Annotated in this window: 14 protein-coding genes; 8 read left to right on the top strand and 6 right to left on the bottom strand. The window is 70.5% G+C overall.

All coding sequences use genetic code 11. The features are described from left to right. Nucleotides 1-4 precede the first annotated feature (4 nt). Together RAMLITH_RS05675 and RAMLITH_RS05670 are read left to right on the top strand one after the other, a co-directional pair. Nucleotides 5-586 carry an NUDIX domain-containing protein gene (locus RAMLITH_RS05675; protein WP_168106307.1) on the top strand — a complete coding sequence of 194 codons (582 nt, stop codon included), beginning with the start codon at nt 5-7 and terminating at the stop codon, nt 584-586. 10 nt (nt 587-596) lie between these two features. Further along, a complete protein-coding gene (locus RAMLITH_RS05670; RefSeq protein ID WP_168106306.1) occupies nt 597-1,034 on the top strand; it encodes a DUF1178 family protein in 438 nt (145 codons plus the stop codon). Nucleotides 1,035-1,084: 50 nt separating this feature from the next. Here RAMLITH_RS05670 and RAMLITH_RS05665 read toward each other — a convergent pair whose 3' ends face one another. Next, nucleotides 1,085-2,887: an ABC transporter transmembrane domain-containing protein gene (locus RAMLITH_RS05665; RefSeq protein ID WP_168106305.1), complete on the bottom strand. Its 1,803-nt coding sequence runs from the start codon at nt 2,885-2,887 to the stop codon at nt 1,085-1,087. Between the two features lie 143 nt (nt 2,888-3,030). Between RAMLITH_RS05665 and RAMLITH_RS25685 the strand changes: the two genes are divergently transcribed. The 3 genes from RAMLITH_RS25685 to RAMLITH_RS05655 all read left to right on the top strand — a co-directional run bounded on the left by RAMLITH_RS25685 (nt 3,031) and on the right by RAMLITH_RS05655 (nt 5,667). Then, nucleotides 3,031-3,264 carry a hypothetical protein gene (locus RAMLITH_RS25685; RefSeq protein WP_238343995.1) on the top strand — a complete coding sequence of 78 codons (234 nt, stop codon included), beginning with the start codon at nt 3,031-3,033 and terminating at the stop codon, nt 3,262-3,264. Nucleotides 3,265-3,266: 2 nt separating this feature from the next. Beyond that, nucleotides 3,267-3,485 carry a YbhB/YbcL family Raf kinase inhibitor-like protein gene (locus RAMLITH_RS25680; protein ID WP_337786109.1) on the top strand — a complete coding sequence of 73 codons (219 nt, stop codon included), beginning with the start codon at nt 3,267-3,269 and terminating at the stop codon, nt 3,483-3,485. A 169-nt stretch (nt 3,486-3,654) separates the two neighbouring features. After that, nucleotides 3,655-5,667, top strand: coding sequence for a carbohydrate binding domain-containing protein (locus RAMLITH_RS05655; protein ID WP_168106304.1), 2,013 nt, complete (start codon nt 3,655-3,657; stop codon nt 5,665-5,667). A gap of 43 nt (nt 5,668-5,710) precedes the next feature. Here the strand turns inward: RAMLITH_RS05655 and ligD are convergent, their stop codons facing one another. From ligD to RAMLITH_RS05635, 4 genes are all read right to left on the bottom strand, one after another. Then, nucleotides 5,711-6,616: a non-homologous end-joining DNA ligase gene (ligD, locus tag RAMLITH_RS05650; protein WP_168106303.1), complete on the bottom strand. Its 906-nt coding sequence runs from the start codon at nt 6,614-6,616 to the stop codon at nt 5,711-5,713. Between the two features lie 102 nt (nt 6,617-6,718). Then, nucleotides 6,719-7,735: a lipocalin-like domain-containing protein gene (locus tag RAMLITH_RS05645; protein WP_238343994.1), complete on the bottom strand. Its 1,017-nt coding sequence runs from the start codon at nt 7,733-7,735 to the stop codon at nt 6,719-6,721. Nucleotides 7,736-7,770: 35 nt separating this feature from the next. Further along, complete coding sequence (locus tag RAMLITH_RS05640; RefSeq protein WP_168106301.1) at nt 7,771-10,311, bottom strand: ABC transporter permease; 2,541 nt, start codon at nt 10,309-10,311, stop codon at nt 7,771-7,773. 64 nt (nt 10,312-10,375) lie between these two features. Continuing rightward, nucleotides 10,376-10,861 (bottom strand): hemerythrin domain-containing protein, encoded by a 486-nt coding sequence (locus RAMLITH_RS05635; protein ID WP_168106300.1) that lies wholly within the window; start codon nt 10,859-10,861, stop codon nt 10,376-10,378. Nucleotides 10,862-11,008: 147 nt separating this feature from the next. Between RAMLITH_RS05635 and RAMLITH_RS05630 the strand changes: the two genes are divergently transcribed. Then, nucleotides 11,009-11,971, top strand: a complete 963-nt coding sequence (locus tag RAMLITH_RS05630) for a threo-3-hydroxy-L-aspartate ammonia-lyase (protein ID WP_168106299.1) — start codon at nt 11,009-11,011, stop codon at nt 11,969-11,971. A gap of 2 nt (nt 11,972-11,973) precedes the next feature. Then, a complete protein-coding gene (gene aroD / locus RAMLITH_RS05625; RefSeq protein WP_337786108.1) occupies nt 11,974-12,750 on the top strand; it encodes a type I 3-dehydroquinate dehydratase in 777 nt (258 codons plus the stop codon). Nucleotides 12,751-12,781: 31 nt separating this feature from the next. Here the strand turns inward: aroD and RAMLITH_RS05620 are convergent, their stop codons facing one another. Beyond that, nucleotides 12,782-13,087, bottom strand: coding sequence for a helix-turn-helix transcriptional regulator (locus tag RAMLITH_RS05620; RefSeq protein WP_168106298.1), 306 nt, complete (start codon nt 13,085-13,087; stop codon nt 12,782-12,784). A gap of 313 nt (nt 13,088-13,400) precedes the next feature. Here RAMLITH_RS05620 and RAMLITH_RS05615 point away from each other — a divergent pair, with 313 nt between their 5' ends. Next, nucleotides 13,401-15,302, top strand: coding sequence for a hypothetical protein (locus tag RAMLITH_RS05615; RefSeq protein WP_168106297.1), 1,902 nt, complete (start codon nt 13,401-13,403; stop codon nt 15,300-15,302).

The raw sequence follows: 15,302 nt of genomic DNA, 5'->3' as shown, positions 1-15,302 counted from the left end.
CGAAGTGAACAAGACGACCGAAGACAGCCACCTGATCGAGCAGAAGATCGCCAGCCAGGAGATCCTCAAGGGCAATTTCCTGCACGCGTTCCGCGACACCGTCCGCCTGCCGGACGGCAGTTCCGCCACCCGCGAATACGTCAGGCACCCCGGGGCCGTCTGCATGATCCCGCTGCTGGATGACGGCCGGCTGGTGCTGGAGCGCCAGTACCGCTGGCCGATGCAGCGCGTGATGGTCGAATTCCCGGCCGGCAAGCTCGATCCCGGCGAGGACCCGCTGGCCTGCGGCAAGCGCGAGCTGCTCGAGGAAACCGGCTACACCGCCCGCGAGTGGGCGCACGCCGGGCAGTTGCACCCGGTGATCTCGTATTCCACCGAGTTCATCGACCTGTGGTTCGCCCGGGGCCTGGAATTGCAGGAAAGGCGCCTCGACGACGAGGAGTTCCTGGAGGTGATCACGGCCACCCCGCAGCAGCTGGTCGAGTGGTGCCGGGACGGCATCGTGACCGACGCCAAGACGCTGGCCGGGTGCCTGTGGCTGCAGAACGTCCTTTCCGGGGCTTGGAAACTCGACTGGAGGACATAATTCATCTTGTATGAAGGTGCTCGACCTCCAGTGCTCAGCCCAGCACCAGTTTGAAGGCTGGTTCGCCTCGGAAGAAGACTTCCAGGGGCAGCTCGCGCGCGGGCTGGTGGAGTGCCCCATGTGCGGCGACACCGCGGTCGCCAAGAAATTGAGCGCGCCGCGCCTGAACCTGGGCGCCGCGCACCCGAAGCCGAAACAGGAAGTGATGACCGCGCCCGACGCGAAGCTGCAGGCCGCGTGGCTGAAGATGGTGCGCCACGTGATGGCCAACACCGAGGACGTCGGCGAGCGCTTCGCGGAAGAGGCGCGCCGGATCCACTATGGCGAGAGCGAGGAGCGCGGCATCCGCGGCCAGGCCACGCCCCAGCAGACCGAGGCGCTGCTGGAGGAGGGCATCGGGGTGGTGCCGCTGCCGATCCCGAAGGCGCTGAAGGAGCCTTTGCAGTAACGAGGGGCAGGCCCTGGGCCCTCGCCCCAGGCTGACGCGCCCACGGCGCGTCAGTCCATGAACTGCAGCGCCGCCAGCCGGGCATAGACGCCGTTCGCGGCCACCAGGGTCTCGTGCGTGCCTTGCTCGACGATCCGGCCGTGCTCCAGCACCACGATGCGGTCGGCGCGCTGCACCGTCGCGAGGCGGTGCGCGATCACCAGCGTCGTGCGATCGCGCATCGCCGACTCCAGTGCGGCCTGCACCATGCGCTCGCTCTCGGCGTCCAGCGCGCTGGTGGCCTCGTCCAGCAGCAGCAGCGGCGGGTTCTTGAGGATCGCCCGCGCGATCGCGATGCGCTGGCGCTGCCCGCCCGACAGGCGCACACCGCGCTCGCCCAGGAAGGTGTCGTAGCGTTCCGGCAGCGCGCTGATGAAGTCGTGCGCGAACGCCGCCGTGGCGGCCGCCACCACCTCTTCGTCGCTGGCCTGCGGCCGGCCGTAGCGGATGTTCTCCAGCGCGCTCGCCGAGAAGATCACCGGCTCCTGCGGCACCAGCGCGATGCGCGAGCGCAGGTCGTGCAGGCTCAGGTCGCGCGTGGCCACGCCATCGAGCAGCACGCGGCCTTCCTGCGGATCGTAGAAGCGCAGCAGCACCTGGAACACCGTGCTCTTGCCGGCGCCGCTCGGTCCCACCAGGGCCACCGTTTCCCCGGGCGCGGCGGCCAGGCTGAAGTCGTGCAGCGCCGCCGTGAGCGGCCGCGACGGATAGTGGAAGGTGACGCGCTCGAAGGCGACGGCGCTGCCGCCCGCCGCGGCGCGTGCCGGCACCGGAATCGCCGGCGAAGCCACCGGCGAGCGGGTCGCCAGCAGTTCCATCAGGCGCTCGGTGGCGCCGGCCGCGCGCAGCAGGTCGCCGTACACCTCGCCCAGCACCGCCACGGCACCGGCCAGGATGATCACGTAGACCACCGTCGCGCCGAGGTGGCCGGCCGACATGGTGCCCGCCAGCACCGCCTGCGTGCCCTGGTACAGGCCCCAGAGCAGCAGCGCCGCGTTGGCGATGATGATGAAGGCGAACAGCGCGGCGCGGGCACGCGTGCGGCGCACGCCGGTGCGGAAGGCGCTCTCGGTCGCCGCGTGGAACCGCGCGGCCTCGCGCGGCTCGGCGGTGTAGCTCTGCACCACCGGGATCGCATTGAGCACTTCGGCGGCGATGGCGCTGGAGTCGGCGACCCGGTCCTGGCTGGCACGCGAGAGGCGGCGGACCCGGCGGCCGAACCACATCGTCGGCAACACCACCAGCACGATGATCAGCAGCACCTGAGTCATCACGTAGGGGTTGGTCCACACCAGCATCGCCAGCGCGCCCAGCCCCATCACGAAGTTGCGCAGCCCCAGGCTCAGTTGCGAGCCGACCACCGTCTGCACCAGCGTCGTGTCGGTGGTCAGGCGCGACAGCACTTCGCCGGTCTGCGTGGTCTCGAAGAACTCCGGGCTCTGTTCCAGCACGTGCGAGTACACGGCCAGGCGCAGGTCCGCCGTCACGCGCTCGCCGAGCCAGCTCACCATGTAGAAGCGGGCGGCCGAGAACAGGCCCAGCGCCACGGCGACGGCGAACAGCTCGAGGAAATGCGAGCGCAGGCCCACCAGCTGCGTGCCTTTGTCGCTGGCCGACAGGCCGCCGTCGATCAGCCCGCGCAGCGCCAGCGGAAAGATCAAGGTGGTCGCCGCGGCCAGCGCGAGGAACAGCACCGCCAGCGCGATCCGGCCGCGGTACGGCCGCAGGAAGGGCAGCAGTCCCGTCAGCGAGCGGGGCGTCGCCACGGCCGGAGCGGGCGAAGCGGCAGCGTCCGCGGGGGCAAGGGAGGACATGCGGGCAGTGTAGCGACGGCTGACCTGGCCCGACGCAGCAGCGCGCACAGCGTCCCCTGCGGCAGGCGGCGCCGTCCTACGAAAGCCTCTCGGGCTGACGCGGATAGTGAAGGCTTCTCGACAACAGCCCGCCAGAAAACGCCATGCTCGAAAAACTGCCCGGCGTCGTGGGCCATGTGCTGCGCGACCGCCGCGCCGGCCTCGACAAGCTCGCCTTCAACCGCAGCGGGCTGCGGGTCTGGCAAGGCATGCTGCAACTGTCCAGCCTCGCGTTCGCCGACCACGCGCCGATCCCGGCGCGCTACACGGCGGGGGAGGGGTCTCGCCGCCGCTGCAATGGCAGGGCGTCCCCGGCAACGCCGCGAGCCTGGTGTTGATCGTGCAAGACGCCGATCCGCCGCCGGGACACGGCGAACACCGCTATGCGTTCCAGCTCTTTGCGCTCGGGGCGGGCGAGCCCTTCCGTGGAACGCCGGGACGCGAGGAGGTCATGCGCGCGATCCAGGAACGCGGCGTGGCGAGCGGAATGCTGATCGGGACCTACACGCGACCCGACGGCAGCATCAAGGCCGGGGGCACGCAAGGCGCGGTAGCGTGATCGTTTTTCCGCCAAGGTGCGCGGCAGTCGCGGTACTTCCCCGCCCGCGCAGTCCGACTCGTAAGCGGTTCTGAAAACTGAAACAGTTCGCTGGGATGCCCCACGGCGCATTACCGGCCACCACATCATGGCTCGCCGCGATTCATTTTTCGCGGAAGGGGTCCACCAGATGAGCCGTGCCCGCGTGAACGCCACCTCCATGCGTGAGAACTTCGCGCTCCTGCTCAGGTGGGCCGCCGGTCCCGTCGCCGTGGCGCTGGCGCTCGCGGGCTGCGGCGGCGGCGACACGGTGGCACCCGCGGACGCGAACGCGGCCGTCGCGCCGGCGCGAGCTTCCCAGGCCCAGGCCATGGAGTTGCCGCAGCCAGCGAGGGGCCAACGCCTGGCGCTACCGCGCGCCGGCGCGCTCGCCGCCGGGTCGACCGACAGCGCGGCCGAGGACTTCGAGGCCGGCATGGCGCGCTGGTCGAACTGGGGCAATGCGCAGGTGGTGGCCGGGGCGGGGACGTCCGGCTCCCACGCGCTGCGGGTGGGCACCGGCGCCGGCGGCGCCGCCCTGCGGGTGACCGGCCTGGTTCCCGGAACCACCTACCGCCTCACCGCCCGGCTCAAGGTGAGCGACCCCTCGGAAGCAGTGTTCGCCAGCATCAACATGCTGACCGGGTCGGGCAGCTTCGGCCCGCGGCCCGGGCCGGTGCGCAGCACCGGATACGTGACCATCAGCGCCGAAATTGCCGCGACCGAGACAGCGACGTCGGCGGACGTGTGGGTGTGGAAGAACGAAGGCACCGGCTATGGCTACATCGACGATGTCGTGTTCGGGCCCGTCGACGGCACGACGCCGCCGCCCCCGCCGCCGCCTCCTCCTCCACCGTCCGGCAACATGATCTCCAACGGTGAATTCGAGAGCGGCATGACGGGCTGGTCCAACTGGGGCAACGCGCAGGTCGTCGCGGGGCAGGGAACGTCCGGCTCCAATGCGATGCAGGTGGGGACCGGCGCCGGCGGCGCCGCGTTCAGGGTGTCCGGCCTGGTGCCAGGAACCACCTACCGCCTCACTGCCCGGCTCAAGGTCAGCGACCCCTCGGAAACCGTGTTCGCCGGCATCAACATGCTGAACTCGTCGGGCGGTTTCAACGGGGGAACGCGCTCCGGCCCGGTGACGAGTACCAGCTACGTTGTCGTCAGCGTCGACTTTGCCGCCGGAGGGAGTTCGACCTCCGCCGACGTCTGGGTGTGGAAGAACGCGGGCGCCGGCTACGGCTACATCGATGACGTGGTGTTCGGTCCGGCCGGCGCTGCACCTCCCCCGTCAGGCAACCTGCTCGCCAACGGTGGCTTCGAAAGCGGGATGCAGGGCTGGGTCGACTGGGGCAACACCGCCCTGGCCTCCGGCCAGGGGAGCTCGGGGACCTGGGCGCTGCGCGTCGGTACCGCGGCGGGCGGCGCGGGACACGACGTCGGTATCGTCGCCGGCGCGACCTACCGGCTGACGGCCAAGGCGATGGTGAGCGCCCCTTCCGACACCGTGTACGTCGGCATCAACATCCTCGACCAGTCGCATGCCGTGATCGCGCGCAACTTCGTGCCGGTCGGCAGCACCGCCTACGGCACGGCCAGCTTCTCCATCGTGGCGCCGGCCAACGCGGTCAGGGCCGTCGTCTACGTCTGGAAGGACGCGGGCAGCGGGTTCGCCTACGTCGACGACTTCGTGCTCGAGACCGCGGACGGGTCGGCGCCGCCCGCCCCGCCGCCTGCGGCCAACCTGGTGACGAACGGAGGGTTCGAGAGCGCGCTGTCCGGCTGGGTCGACTGGGGCAATGCCGCCACCTCGGGCCAAGCCGCCGAGGGCGCCGCCGCAGCCCAGGTCGGCACCGGCGCTGGTGGCTTCGGCCAGGACGTCGGCGGCATCGTCGCCGGAGGGACGTACCGCTTGAGCGGTCTGGCGAAGGTGAGCACCGCCGGGGAGACCGGTTACCTGGGCGTGAGATTCACCGACGACGCCGGCACGAGGTTGCTGGAACAGAGCGCGGCATTCGGTTCGACCGCGTACGCCGCGGCGCAACTCGAGCTGGTGGCGCCAGCGAATGCGACGCGCGCGCTGGTGTACGTGTGGAAGAACGCGGGCGGCGGCTTCGCGTACGTGGACCAGGTCGCGCTGGGCCAGGTGGCGGCGCCCTAGGCGGCGCGGCGGCACGAGCCGGCACCCTGCGCTCGGCTCGATCTCAAACGCCCGGCCGCACGCCCAGCGTTTGCATCGCCGGGCGCAGCCGCTGCCGCGACGTCCAGTACCCGGCCCACGGATCGGCGCGTTGCCGGCGCAGGTGTTCGACGGCGGTCGCGATCGTCCAGTGCGCGCTGCCGGTGAGTTGCGGCAACTCGTCCCAGCCGACCGGCATCGCCACGCCGAGGCCGGGACGCGCCCGCGCCGACAGCGCCTCGCACGTCGACTGCGACTGCCCGTTGCGCAGGAAGTCGATGAAGATGCGGCCGACCCGGTTGCGGGCCCCCGATTTCGCGACGAAGCGCCGGGGGATGGTGCGCGCCATGTGCTGCACGACGGCGCGCGAGAACGCGTTGGTGGCCGGATAGTCCTCCTCCGGGCGCAACGGCACCGCGACGTGCAGGCCCTTGCCGCCGGTGGTCTTGAGCCAGCTCGCCAGGCCCAGTTCGTCCAGCAGCGCGCGCACCAGCAAGGCGGCTTCGCGCAACAGGCCCCACGGGACGCCGTCGCCGGGATCGAGGTCGAAGATCATGCGGTCCGGCAGCAGGATCGCCCCCGCCGTCGAATTCCACGTGTGGATTTCCACCACCCCGAGCTGCGCCGCCGCGACCAGGTCGCCGGGCGAGTCGAAGGCGAACGCGGGTTCGTGGCCAGGCCACAAGGCCGGATCGGTGCCGCGCAGGCCGGTGTTCTCCGGATGCTCCTGGAAGAACACCGTGCCGCCAAGTCCCTCCGGCGCGCGCCGCACGTAGGCCGGGCGGTCCTCCAGGTGCGGCAGGATCCACGGAGCCACCTCCGCGTAGTAGCGCGCGAGGTCTAGCTTTGTGAGACCGGAGGCCGGGTCGATCACGCGCTCGCCATGCGTGATCTTCAGCGTCGGCGTTCGGGAACGGGCGGCGGCTGGCATGGTACGGCGACCATACCGCCGGCAACGGACGGGCCCTGTAGGACGAGCACCGGACGGCCGGCGCGGATCTCGTGATCGGCGCCGCCAGGGGCGAGCGCGGAATCAGGAGAGCCGCAATCGCTGCGCGTAGCCGGTCAGCTCCAGATAGCCGCGGCTGATGCGCCTTCCACTCTCGTCCAGCAGTTCGCTCAGGCCTTCCCAGTAGATCGCGCCGGTGGACGCGCGGCTGTCGAGCTCCTGCTGGTCGATCACGGCCTTCACCTTGAAGGCGCCGGCCGGCGTGCGGACGTCCCACTCCACCGGATAACTGGCCTGCGAAAGGGGGCTGGTCCAGCGCCGCCCCGGCGTGAACACGACGTCCTGCGGGCCGAACGCCTGCAACCCGCCGCCGCGCGAGCGCAACGACCCGCCGGCCCACAGCGTCGAGCCGTCCGCGCGCCGCAGCCTGAAGGCCGTCAGCGCGCTGCCGTCATCCAGGTTCATGCCGATCCAGTCCCAGCCGACGGCCTGCGGATGCAGCAGTTCCTCGCTCCATTCGTGGTCGAGCCAGGCCCTGCCAGAGCATTCGAATCGCTGTCCCTTGAGCGTGACCGCGCCCGCCGCCGCGAGCTGCGGCTCGCTGTAGTAGTAGCTGGCCTGCTTGCGCTCCGGGCCTTTGCGCGACAGCCCTTGCTCGCCTTGCAGCAGCACTGGCTGCGTCGCCGCGAAGCGCAGGTCGAGCGCGAAGTCGGCCGCCGCAAGCTGCGCCCGGTAGCCCTCGGGGCGCCGCACCAGAGCCCAGTCGCGCAGCCGCACGTCGGTGTCGCCGGTGGCGGCCTTCGCGATGTCGAAGCCGGCGCGCGCGATGCGCTGGTCGTGCCACAGCTTGCGACCCTGCACGTCGGTAAGCGCCGCGTGCGCGAACACCAGCTGCTTCGCGGCGAAGCGCGACTTCATCTCCTGTGCGGCAGCCACGCGGGTGCGGAAGAATGTCACCTGGAAGCCGAACTCGCGCTCGCCCGCGCGGGCGTGGCCGGTCACGTACCACCATTCGGTGCGGAAATCCGGGTGCGCGCCAAAGTCGCGCGGGAACTGCAGCGACGCCGGCGGCAGGGCGTACGCGCGCCAAAGCATCGCCATGGCAGGGAGGCCCACGAGGAGCGGGCGCCGCCGCATCACCAGTCCTCCTTCACCGCCAGCACCGCGTCGCGGCTGGCGGCCGCGCGGCCAGCCAGCCACGCCGTCACCGTCCCCGCGGCCACGACGGCCGCGCACAGCGCGATCAGCCGCGCCCACGGCAGCATCAGGTCCATGGTCCAGTGGAAGCTCTGCGGGTTGACCACGTGCACCAGCACCACCGCCACGGCGAGGCCGAGTCCCAGCCCGGCGGCGGAGCCGATCAGGGTCCAGGCGGCGCCTTCGCCGGCCACCACGCCGAGGATCTGGCGCCGGGTCAGTCCCAGGTGCGCCAGCAGGCCGAACTCCTTGCGCCGCGCCAGCACCTGCGCGCTGAAGCTCGCCGCCACGCCGAACAGGCCGATGCCGATGGCCACCGCCTGCAGCCAGTAGGTGACGGCGAAGCTGCGGTCGAAGATGCGCAGCGAGATCGCGCGCAGCTCGCTGGCCGACGCGAAGTCCAGGCCGCCGGCGCTGCCTGATTCTCGCTGCGCCAGGCCGCGCAATCGCTGCTGCACGTGCGCAGCGTCCGCGCCGGGCGCCAGCCACAGTTGCAGGTCGTTGGCGCGGGCGTCGCCGGTCAGGCGCTGGTAGTCGCGTCTGTCCATCAGGATCGCGCCGCTCTGGCGCACGTAGTCGCGCCAGACGCCGGCGACGAAGAACACCGGGGCCGCGCTGCCCGCCGGAAACGCCTGGGCCAGCGGCTCGAAGGGCGCGCCGGGCCGGGCCCGGTACAGGTCGACCATGGCTTCGCTCACGTAGACAGGCACCTGGCCGGCGGGTGCTGGATGCAGGTCACCGACCAGCGGCGCGGCATCGCCGCCACGCTCCACGTCGCGCGCCAGCAGTGTCACGTTGGGCAGCGACGGGTCCAGCAGCAGCGAGCGCGTGCGGGTGGCGGCGACGCGACGCACGCCTTCCGCTCCGGCCGCGGCCTGCACGAACTCCGGCGAGAACCAGGCCGTCTCCGCCGCGGCGCCGGAGATCGCGGTTCGCACGTAGAGGTCGGCCGGCAGCACGACGTCGAGCCAGCGCGCGACCGAATCCCGGAAGCTCGCCACCATCACCGTCAGCGCGACGGCCAGGCTCAGGGCCGCGACGACGCCGCTCACCGCCACGGCGGCGCTCTCGCGCACGCGCCGCGCCCGCTCGACGGCCAGCAGCGGCAGCAGGCGGCCGCGCAGCGCCGGCGCCAGCCGGTCGTAGAGCAGTTCCACGGCCCAGGGCAGGGCCGTGATCCCGCCGACCAGCAGCAGCCCGACCGACACGTAGGCGCCCAACGGAATGCCACGGACCGGCGGCAGCAGGGCCAGCGCGACGGCGGCCGCCATCAGCGCAAGGCCCAGCGCGCGCCGGTCGCGCTGGCGGGCCCCGCCCGAGCCCAGGCCCTTGAGCGTCTGTGCGAGCGGCAGTTGCTGCGCCTGCCGCGCCGGCATCCAGCCGCCGGCCGCGGCGGCGACGGCGCCCAGCACGCCGTACAGTGCGGCCGCCCAGCCGCTCCACTGCAATCGCGGTGCAACGCCGGTGAAGTAGCCGCCGCCCAGGTCGCCGCCCAGCACGCGCAGCGCGACCGCGGCCAGCGCCGTGCCCAGCGCCACGCCCAGCGCGCTGCCGACGACGCCCAGCAGCACCGACTCGATCACCACCAGGTGGCGGCGCTGCGGCGCGGTGAGTCCCAGCACCCCCAGCAGCGCGAACTGCTGCGCGCGCCGCGCGACGCTGAGCGACAGCACCGAATACACCAGGAAGGCGCCGGTGAACAGGGCGACCAGCGCCAGCACGGCCAGATTGACCCGGTAGGCGCGCGACAGGTTGTTGACCCTTTGCGTGTCCTCGCGCGGTTCGGTGTCGACCACACCGGCGGGCAATTGCAGCGACTGCAGGAACGCCGCGCGGTCGGCGCCCGGCCGCAGCTTGACGTCGATGCGCGAGAGATGTCCCTGGCGCCCGAAGAAGTCCTGGGCCGCGGCGATGTCCATCACGGCCAGCGGCGACCCGGCCGCGGCGACGGTGCCGGCGACCCTGGCTTCGCGCAGCTGCAGCCCGGCCTGCAGCCGCACCGTTCCGGGCACGGCCGCGCCGAGCAGGGCCCGGGCCGAAGGGTTGAGGAAGACGGTTTCGGGCGCCAGGATCGCCAGCCGGTCGGCCCCCGTGGCCGGCACCGGCATCAGGTCGGGGGCAACGGTCGCGACGAGCAGGGCGTCGATGCCGACCACGCGTAGCTGCTTGCGTTCGCCCGTCGCCGCGAGAGCCAGCGTCGCGAGCTCCAGCACCGGGCTGGCGACGCTTACCTGGTCATGGCGCGCGACCGTGGCGTAAAGGGCTTCGTCCAAGGTGCCCTGGACGGCGCGCAACTGCAGGTCGGGCTGGCCGCCGGCGGAGCGCACGGCGGAGGAGAACTCGCTGAGCGCCGAGGCGTTGATCAGGTGGACCGAGAACGCGAGGGCCACGCCCAGCATGACCGCGAGCACCGCGGCGGCGTTGCGCCATGGGTGGCGCCGCAGCTCCTGCCATGAGAAGGTGCGGAGCAGGGCGAGCATGCGCCCATTGTGCCAACGCGTACCCCAGTGCGGGCAGCCGTGGTCCGGCTGTCCGCTTCGAGGATCAGGCCATCTCTTCCATCTCGCCCATCAGCTCGGCCTTGCGCGTCTCCAGCTGCTCGCGCATCGCGACCAGGTCCAGCTTGCGGGCGGCGCGCGCCTTCGGGAAGATCTCGTTCTTCTCTTCCTTCACGTGGTGGTCGACGTACTCGCCGAGCACCTTCACGCGCGCGTCGAACATCTCGTCGGCTTCGGGCATCTCCTGGATCTGGGTGATCAGGTCCTTCACGCTGGCGTGCTCCACCTCGGCCTCGTTCAGCAGGTCGGTGTCCTTCATCACTTCGCGCAGCGCCGGATAGAAGATCTCCTCCTCGACCTGGGCGTGCACGGTGAGCTCGTGGCAGATCTGGTGCGCCAGGTCCATCTTTTTCTGCGCGGCGCTGCGGGCGCGCGATCCGGTCAGCTCCTCGTATTCCTTGAACATCTTCTTGACGGCGCGATGGTCGGCATCGAGCAGGTCGCAGGCGTCTTTCGCGGCACGGGTTGCCATGGTTTCTCCTTGGTTGGGAACGACGCATCATCGCGAGCGGCCGCGACTGGCCTTGTAGGAGAACGTCGGCACTGCGGCGGCGAACCCCGCCGACCGTCCGGCCGCCGCGCGAGAAGTTGCGCCCGCGACTGCGCTAAGCTTGCGTCCATGCTCCAGCTTCCCACCTACGACGACGTCCTGGCGGCGGCCACCCGCCTGCAAGGCACGGCCCACCGCACGCCGGTGTTGCGGTCCGCGACGGCGGACCGCCTGCTCGGCGCGCAGCTGTTCTTCAAGTGCGAGAACTTCCAGCGCATGGGCGCCTTCAAGTTCCGGGGGGCGTTCAACGCGCTGTCGAAGTTCGACGCCGCGCAGCGCCGCGCCGGCGTGATGACCTTCTCCTCCGGCAACCACGCCCAGGCCGTCGCGCTGTCGGCGAAGCTGCTCGGCATCCCGGCCACCATCCTCATGCCCCAGGACGCACCGCAGGCCAAGGTCGACGCCACCCGCGGCTACGGTGGCGAAGTGGTGCTGTACGACCGCTACACGCAGGACCGCGAGGCGCTTGCCCGGGACCTGGCCGACCGGCGCGGCCTCACGGTGATCCCGCCGTACGACCACCCGGACGTGATCGCCGGGCAGGGCACCGCCGCCAAGGAACTGCTGGAGGAAACCGGCGCACTGGACGTGGTGCTCACGCCGCTCGGCGGCGGCGGCCTGCTGGGCGGTACCGCACTGGCCGTACGCGCGCTGGCGCCGGCGGCCAGGGTCTATGGCGTCGAGCCGGAAGCCGGGAACGACGGCCAGCAGTCGATGCGCAAGGGCGAGATCGTCCACATCGAGACACCCAAGACCATCGCCGACGGCGCGCAGACGCAGCACCTGGGCCAGTACACCTTCGGCATCATCCGGCGCGACGTCGACGACGTGCTGACTGCGACCGATTCGCAGCTAGTGGAGGCGATGCGCTTCTTCGCCGAGCGCATGAAGATCATTGCCGAGCCGACCGGGTGCCTCGCATTTGCCGCGGCGTGCCACGCCGGACTCGACCTGAAGGGCAAGCGCGTCGGCATCGTCATCAGCGGCGGCAACGTCGACCTGGCGCGCTTCGCGCAACTGGCCGCGGGCTGATCGTGCAGCCGAAGGCGATCAACCTCGCCGGCCAGCCCCTGGGCGGCGGCCGGATGCCCGCGATCTGCGCGCCGCTGGTCGGCCGCACGCGCGAGCAGCTGCTGGCCGAGGCCGCGAGCGTGGCGGCGAAGCGGCCCGACCTGCTGGAGTGGCGCGTCGACTTCTACGACGGCATCGCCGACACGGCCGAGGTGGTTCGCCTGGCCGGCAGCATCAAGGCGGCCGCCGGCGGCATTCCGCTGCTCTTCACGCGCCGCTCCAGCCGCGAGGGCGGCGAGCCGATCGCGCTCCTCGAGCCTCAGGTGATCTCGCTGTGCGGCGCCGTGTGCGCGAGCGGGCACGTGGCGTTCGTCGACTACGAGATGGGCAACACGCCCGACGAAGTGTGCGAGATGCGCGAGCGCTCGCGCGCCGCCGGCGTCCAGCTGGTGCTCTCGTTCCACGATTTCAAGGGCACGCCGCCGCTCGGCGAGCTGCAGGAGAAATTCGCGCTGGCCGAGCAACTCGGCGCCGACGTCGCCAAGGTTGCCGTCATGCCGCGCGACATGGAAGACGTGCTGACACTGCTCGCCGCGACCCTGCACGCCAGCCGCACGTTGCCGATTCCGGTGGTCTCCATGTCCATGGGCGGCGCGGGCGCCGTGACCCGCCTGGCGGGCGGCCTGTTCGGCTCCGCGTTGTCGTTCGCCGTCGGCCAGCAGGCGTCGGCGCCGGGGCAGTGGCCGATCGATGCGCTGGAGACGGCGCTGGCGTTGCTGCGCAAGGCGAGCGGCACCTGACCGGCGTCCCGCTGCCGGCGGCGCGGCGCGGTCACTCCCCTTCGATCAGCTCGCCGAACAGCTCGCGCACCTTCTTCCTGGCATCGACGAGCTGCGTGCGTCCCTTGCGCGTGATTTCGTAGAGGCGGCGCACGCGGCGGCCCTCGCGCTCCTGCCGCGAGCTGAGGTAACCCTTCTTCTCCAGCCCGTGCAGCATCGGATACAGCGTTCCCGCGCTGATCGAGTAGCCGTGGTGGCGCAGCTCCTCGGTGATGCCGAGGCCGAACACGGGGCCGTGGTTGGCGTGGTGCAGGATGTGCAACCGGATCAACCCGCCGTAGAGGTCCTTGTCCGTCACGTTCGCCTTGTCGTCCGACGTTCTGAAGGATCAAGTGTGCCAGACGGCGGCGGCGCATTCCGCAGCATCGCCATCGGGTATTGTCGAATTTCGATATAGAGATGCGATACGGATGATCCGGATCAATACGCACGCGCCGCATCGGCGCCAAATACGTCGCGACGGTGGCTCCTCCCTCGCAGTACCTGGAATCGTGCCGCCGCAGCGATCGACGACCGGAAGCGGGAGCGCTCCAGCCGGCGCGGCATCGCCGCCCGCCGTGCGCGCTCCTTCCGAGGCGGCGGTCGGGGTCTACAACGTTGAGGGGTACACCATGAGGAAGTTGCTTGTCGGCGGCGCTCTGGCGCTGTCATCGGCATTGGCGCTGTTCGGCTGCACGCTGACCGGCCAGTTGCCGGATGCCGCGGTCACCGGGGTGGTCGAGGACGGAAGCGCCGAGACCTTCAGGAAGGTCGCCGATGCCACGGTGTGGCTGATTCCGGCTGCGGACGTGGCGGCGATGGCCAAGACGCCGATCGAGGTCAGGAAGGACGCGAAGAACGACGAACCGCTGGAAGACAACCTGGCGGCCAACCGGGACCGCTACCTGAAGGCGAAGACCAACGCCAAGGGCGAGTTCAGCTTCGCCAAGGTGGCCGGCGGCAAGTACTTCGTGTACGTCGAGCCGGCCAATGCCAGGTACCTGCCCGGCGGCGACAAGGCGCGCAAGGCGCTGACGACCACCGAACTCGGCCAGGGTCCGCTCAAGATCAAGGTATCGGGCAACGTGCCGGCGGGCGCCACGTACATCGGCAGTTCGCGCTGCATCTCCTGCCACGAAGACCAGCAGCACTTCACCGGCACCTTGCACCGCCTGGGCATCGCCGTGATCGGCAAGGCGAGCAAGCTGCAGGACTACTCGCGCTTCCCGGAGTTCAACAAGGGCCTGAACAAGCTGCTGGCCGGCACCAAGTTCTGGTTCCATGGCTATGACGGCAAGCGCGGCTTCGACAAGTACCACATCAGCACCAAGGCGCCGGCCGATGCGGGCAGCGCCAGCTTCACCGCGACGTTCTACAAGGACTCGGACGGCAAGCTCAAGTTCCGGACAGAGAACCTGCGGGACCCGGCCGACAAGCCGCGCGTGTACCCGGTCGAAATGACCTACGGCGGCGGCGTGTACAAGCAGCGCTACCTGGTGCGTGTCGGCGAGAACGTGTTTCCGTTCGTCCAGTTCAACCAGAACGGCAGCGACGCCTATGCCGACCGCGGCCGCAAGGAGTGGCGCGACTACCACGGCGACTGGTTCTACAACGAGCAGGCGAAGAAGCTGGTCGATCCGCCGGTGGCCAAGTCCTTCGACAAGGAATGCGCGTCCTGCCACTACAACGGCTACACGCTGACCAAGACCGCGGCCGGCAACTACAAGGCCGGTTCCGCCAACGACAAGAACGGCGAGCTGGACATCGACGGCGACGGCCGGCCCAACGAGTTGAACATGGGTTGCGAAACCTGCCACGGCCCGGGCTCCGTGCACGACAAGGCCGACGAGATCGACATGCCGGCCACCATCGTCAACCCGAAGAAACTGGCGGCGGAGCGGGCCGACATGATCTGCGGCCAGTGCCACAGCCGGCCGCAGGGCAACCTGAACAACGACCAGCCGGTCAACAAGGACAACAAGATGATCCTGCCGGGCACCGCCCGCAACGTGTACCTGAAGGACTACACGACGCGCGAGGACGCCGGCAAGAACGACTACTGGGCGGACGGCGTGCATTCCAAGGCCCACCACCAGCAGTACACCGACTTCATCAAGTCGCCCAAGTACCGCAACGGCGCGCAACTCGTGTCCTGCGCCGACTGCCATGACCTGCACGGCGGCGCCAAGTTCGCGCACCAGCTGAAGAAGGACGTCAAGTCGGTGGAGGCCTGCAACAGCTGCCACAAGAAGGCCGCCGACCTGAAGCAGCACGTGGCGGAAAAGGCCAAGTGCACGGTGGACGTGGCGGCGATCACCTGCGCCAGCTGCCACAACACCAAGACCATGCAGACCGGCTCCGGCGGCAAGGGGCTGGTGGCCAGGGACGGCAAGAACTACTGGGCGAACGACATCACGTCGCACCTGTACGACGTGCCGCGCAAGGAGAACGTCGGCTTCAAGGGCGTGGCCCCGGGCGCGGCGATGCCGATCCCGTACAGCAACGCCTGCGGCGCGGCCTGCCACAAGGTCTGA

Source organism: Ramlibacter lithotrophicus (genome assembly GCF_012184415.1).
In the GTDB taxonomy this organism is placed as follows: domain Bacteria; phylum Pseudomonadota; class Gammaproteobacteria; order Burkholderiales; family Burkholderiaceae_C; genus Ramlibacter; species Ramlibacter lithotrophicus.
Note: the sequence above shows the minus strand (reverse complement) of the source record. Positions and strands in the feature narration are given on the sequence as shown.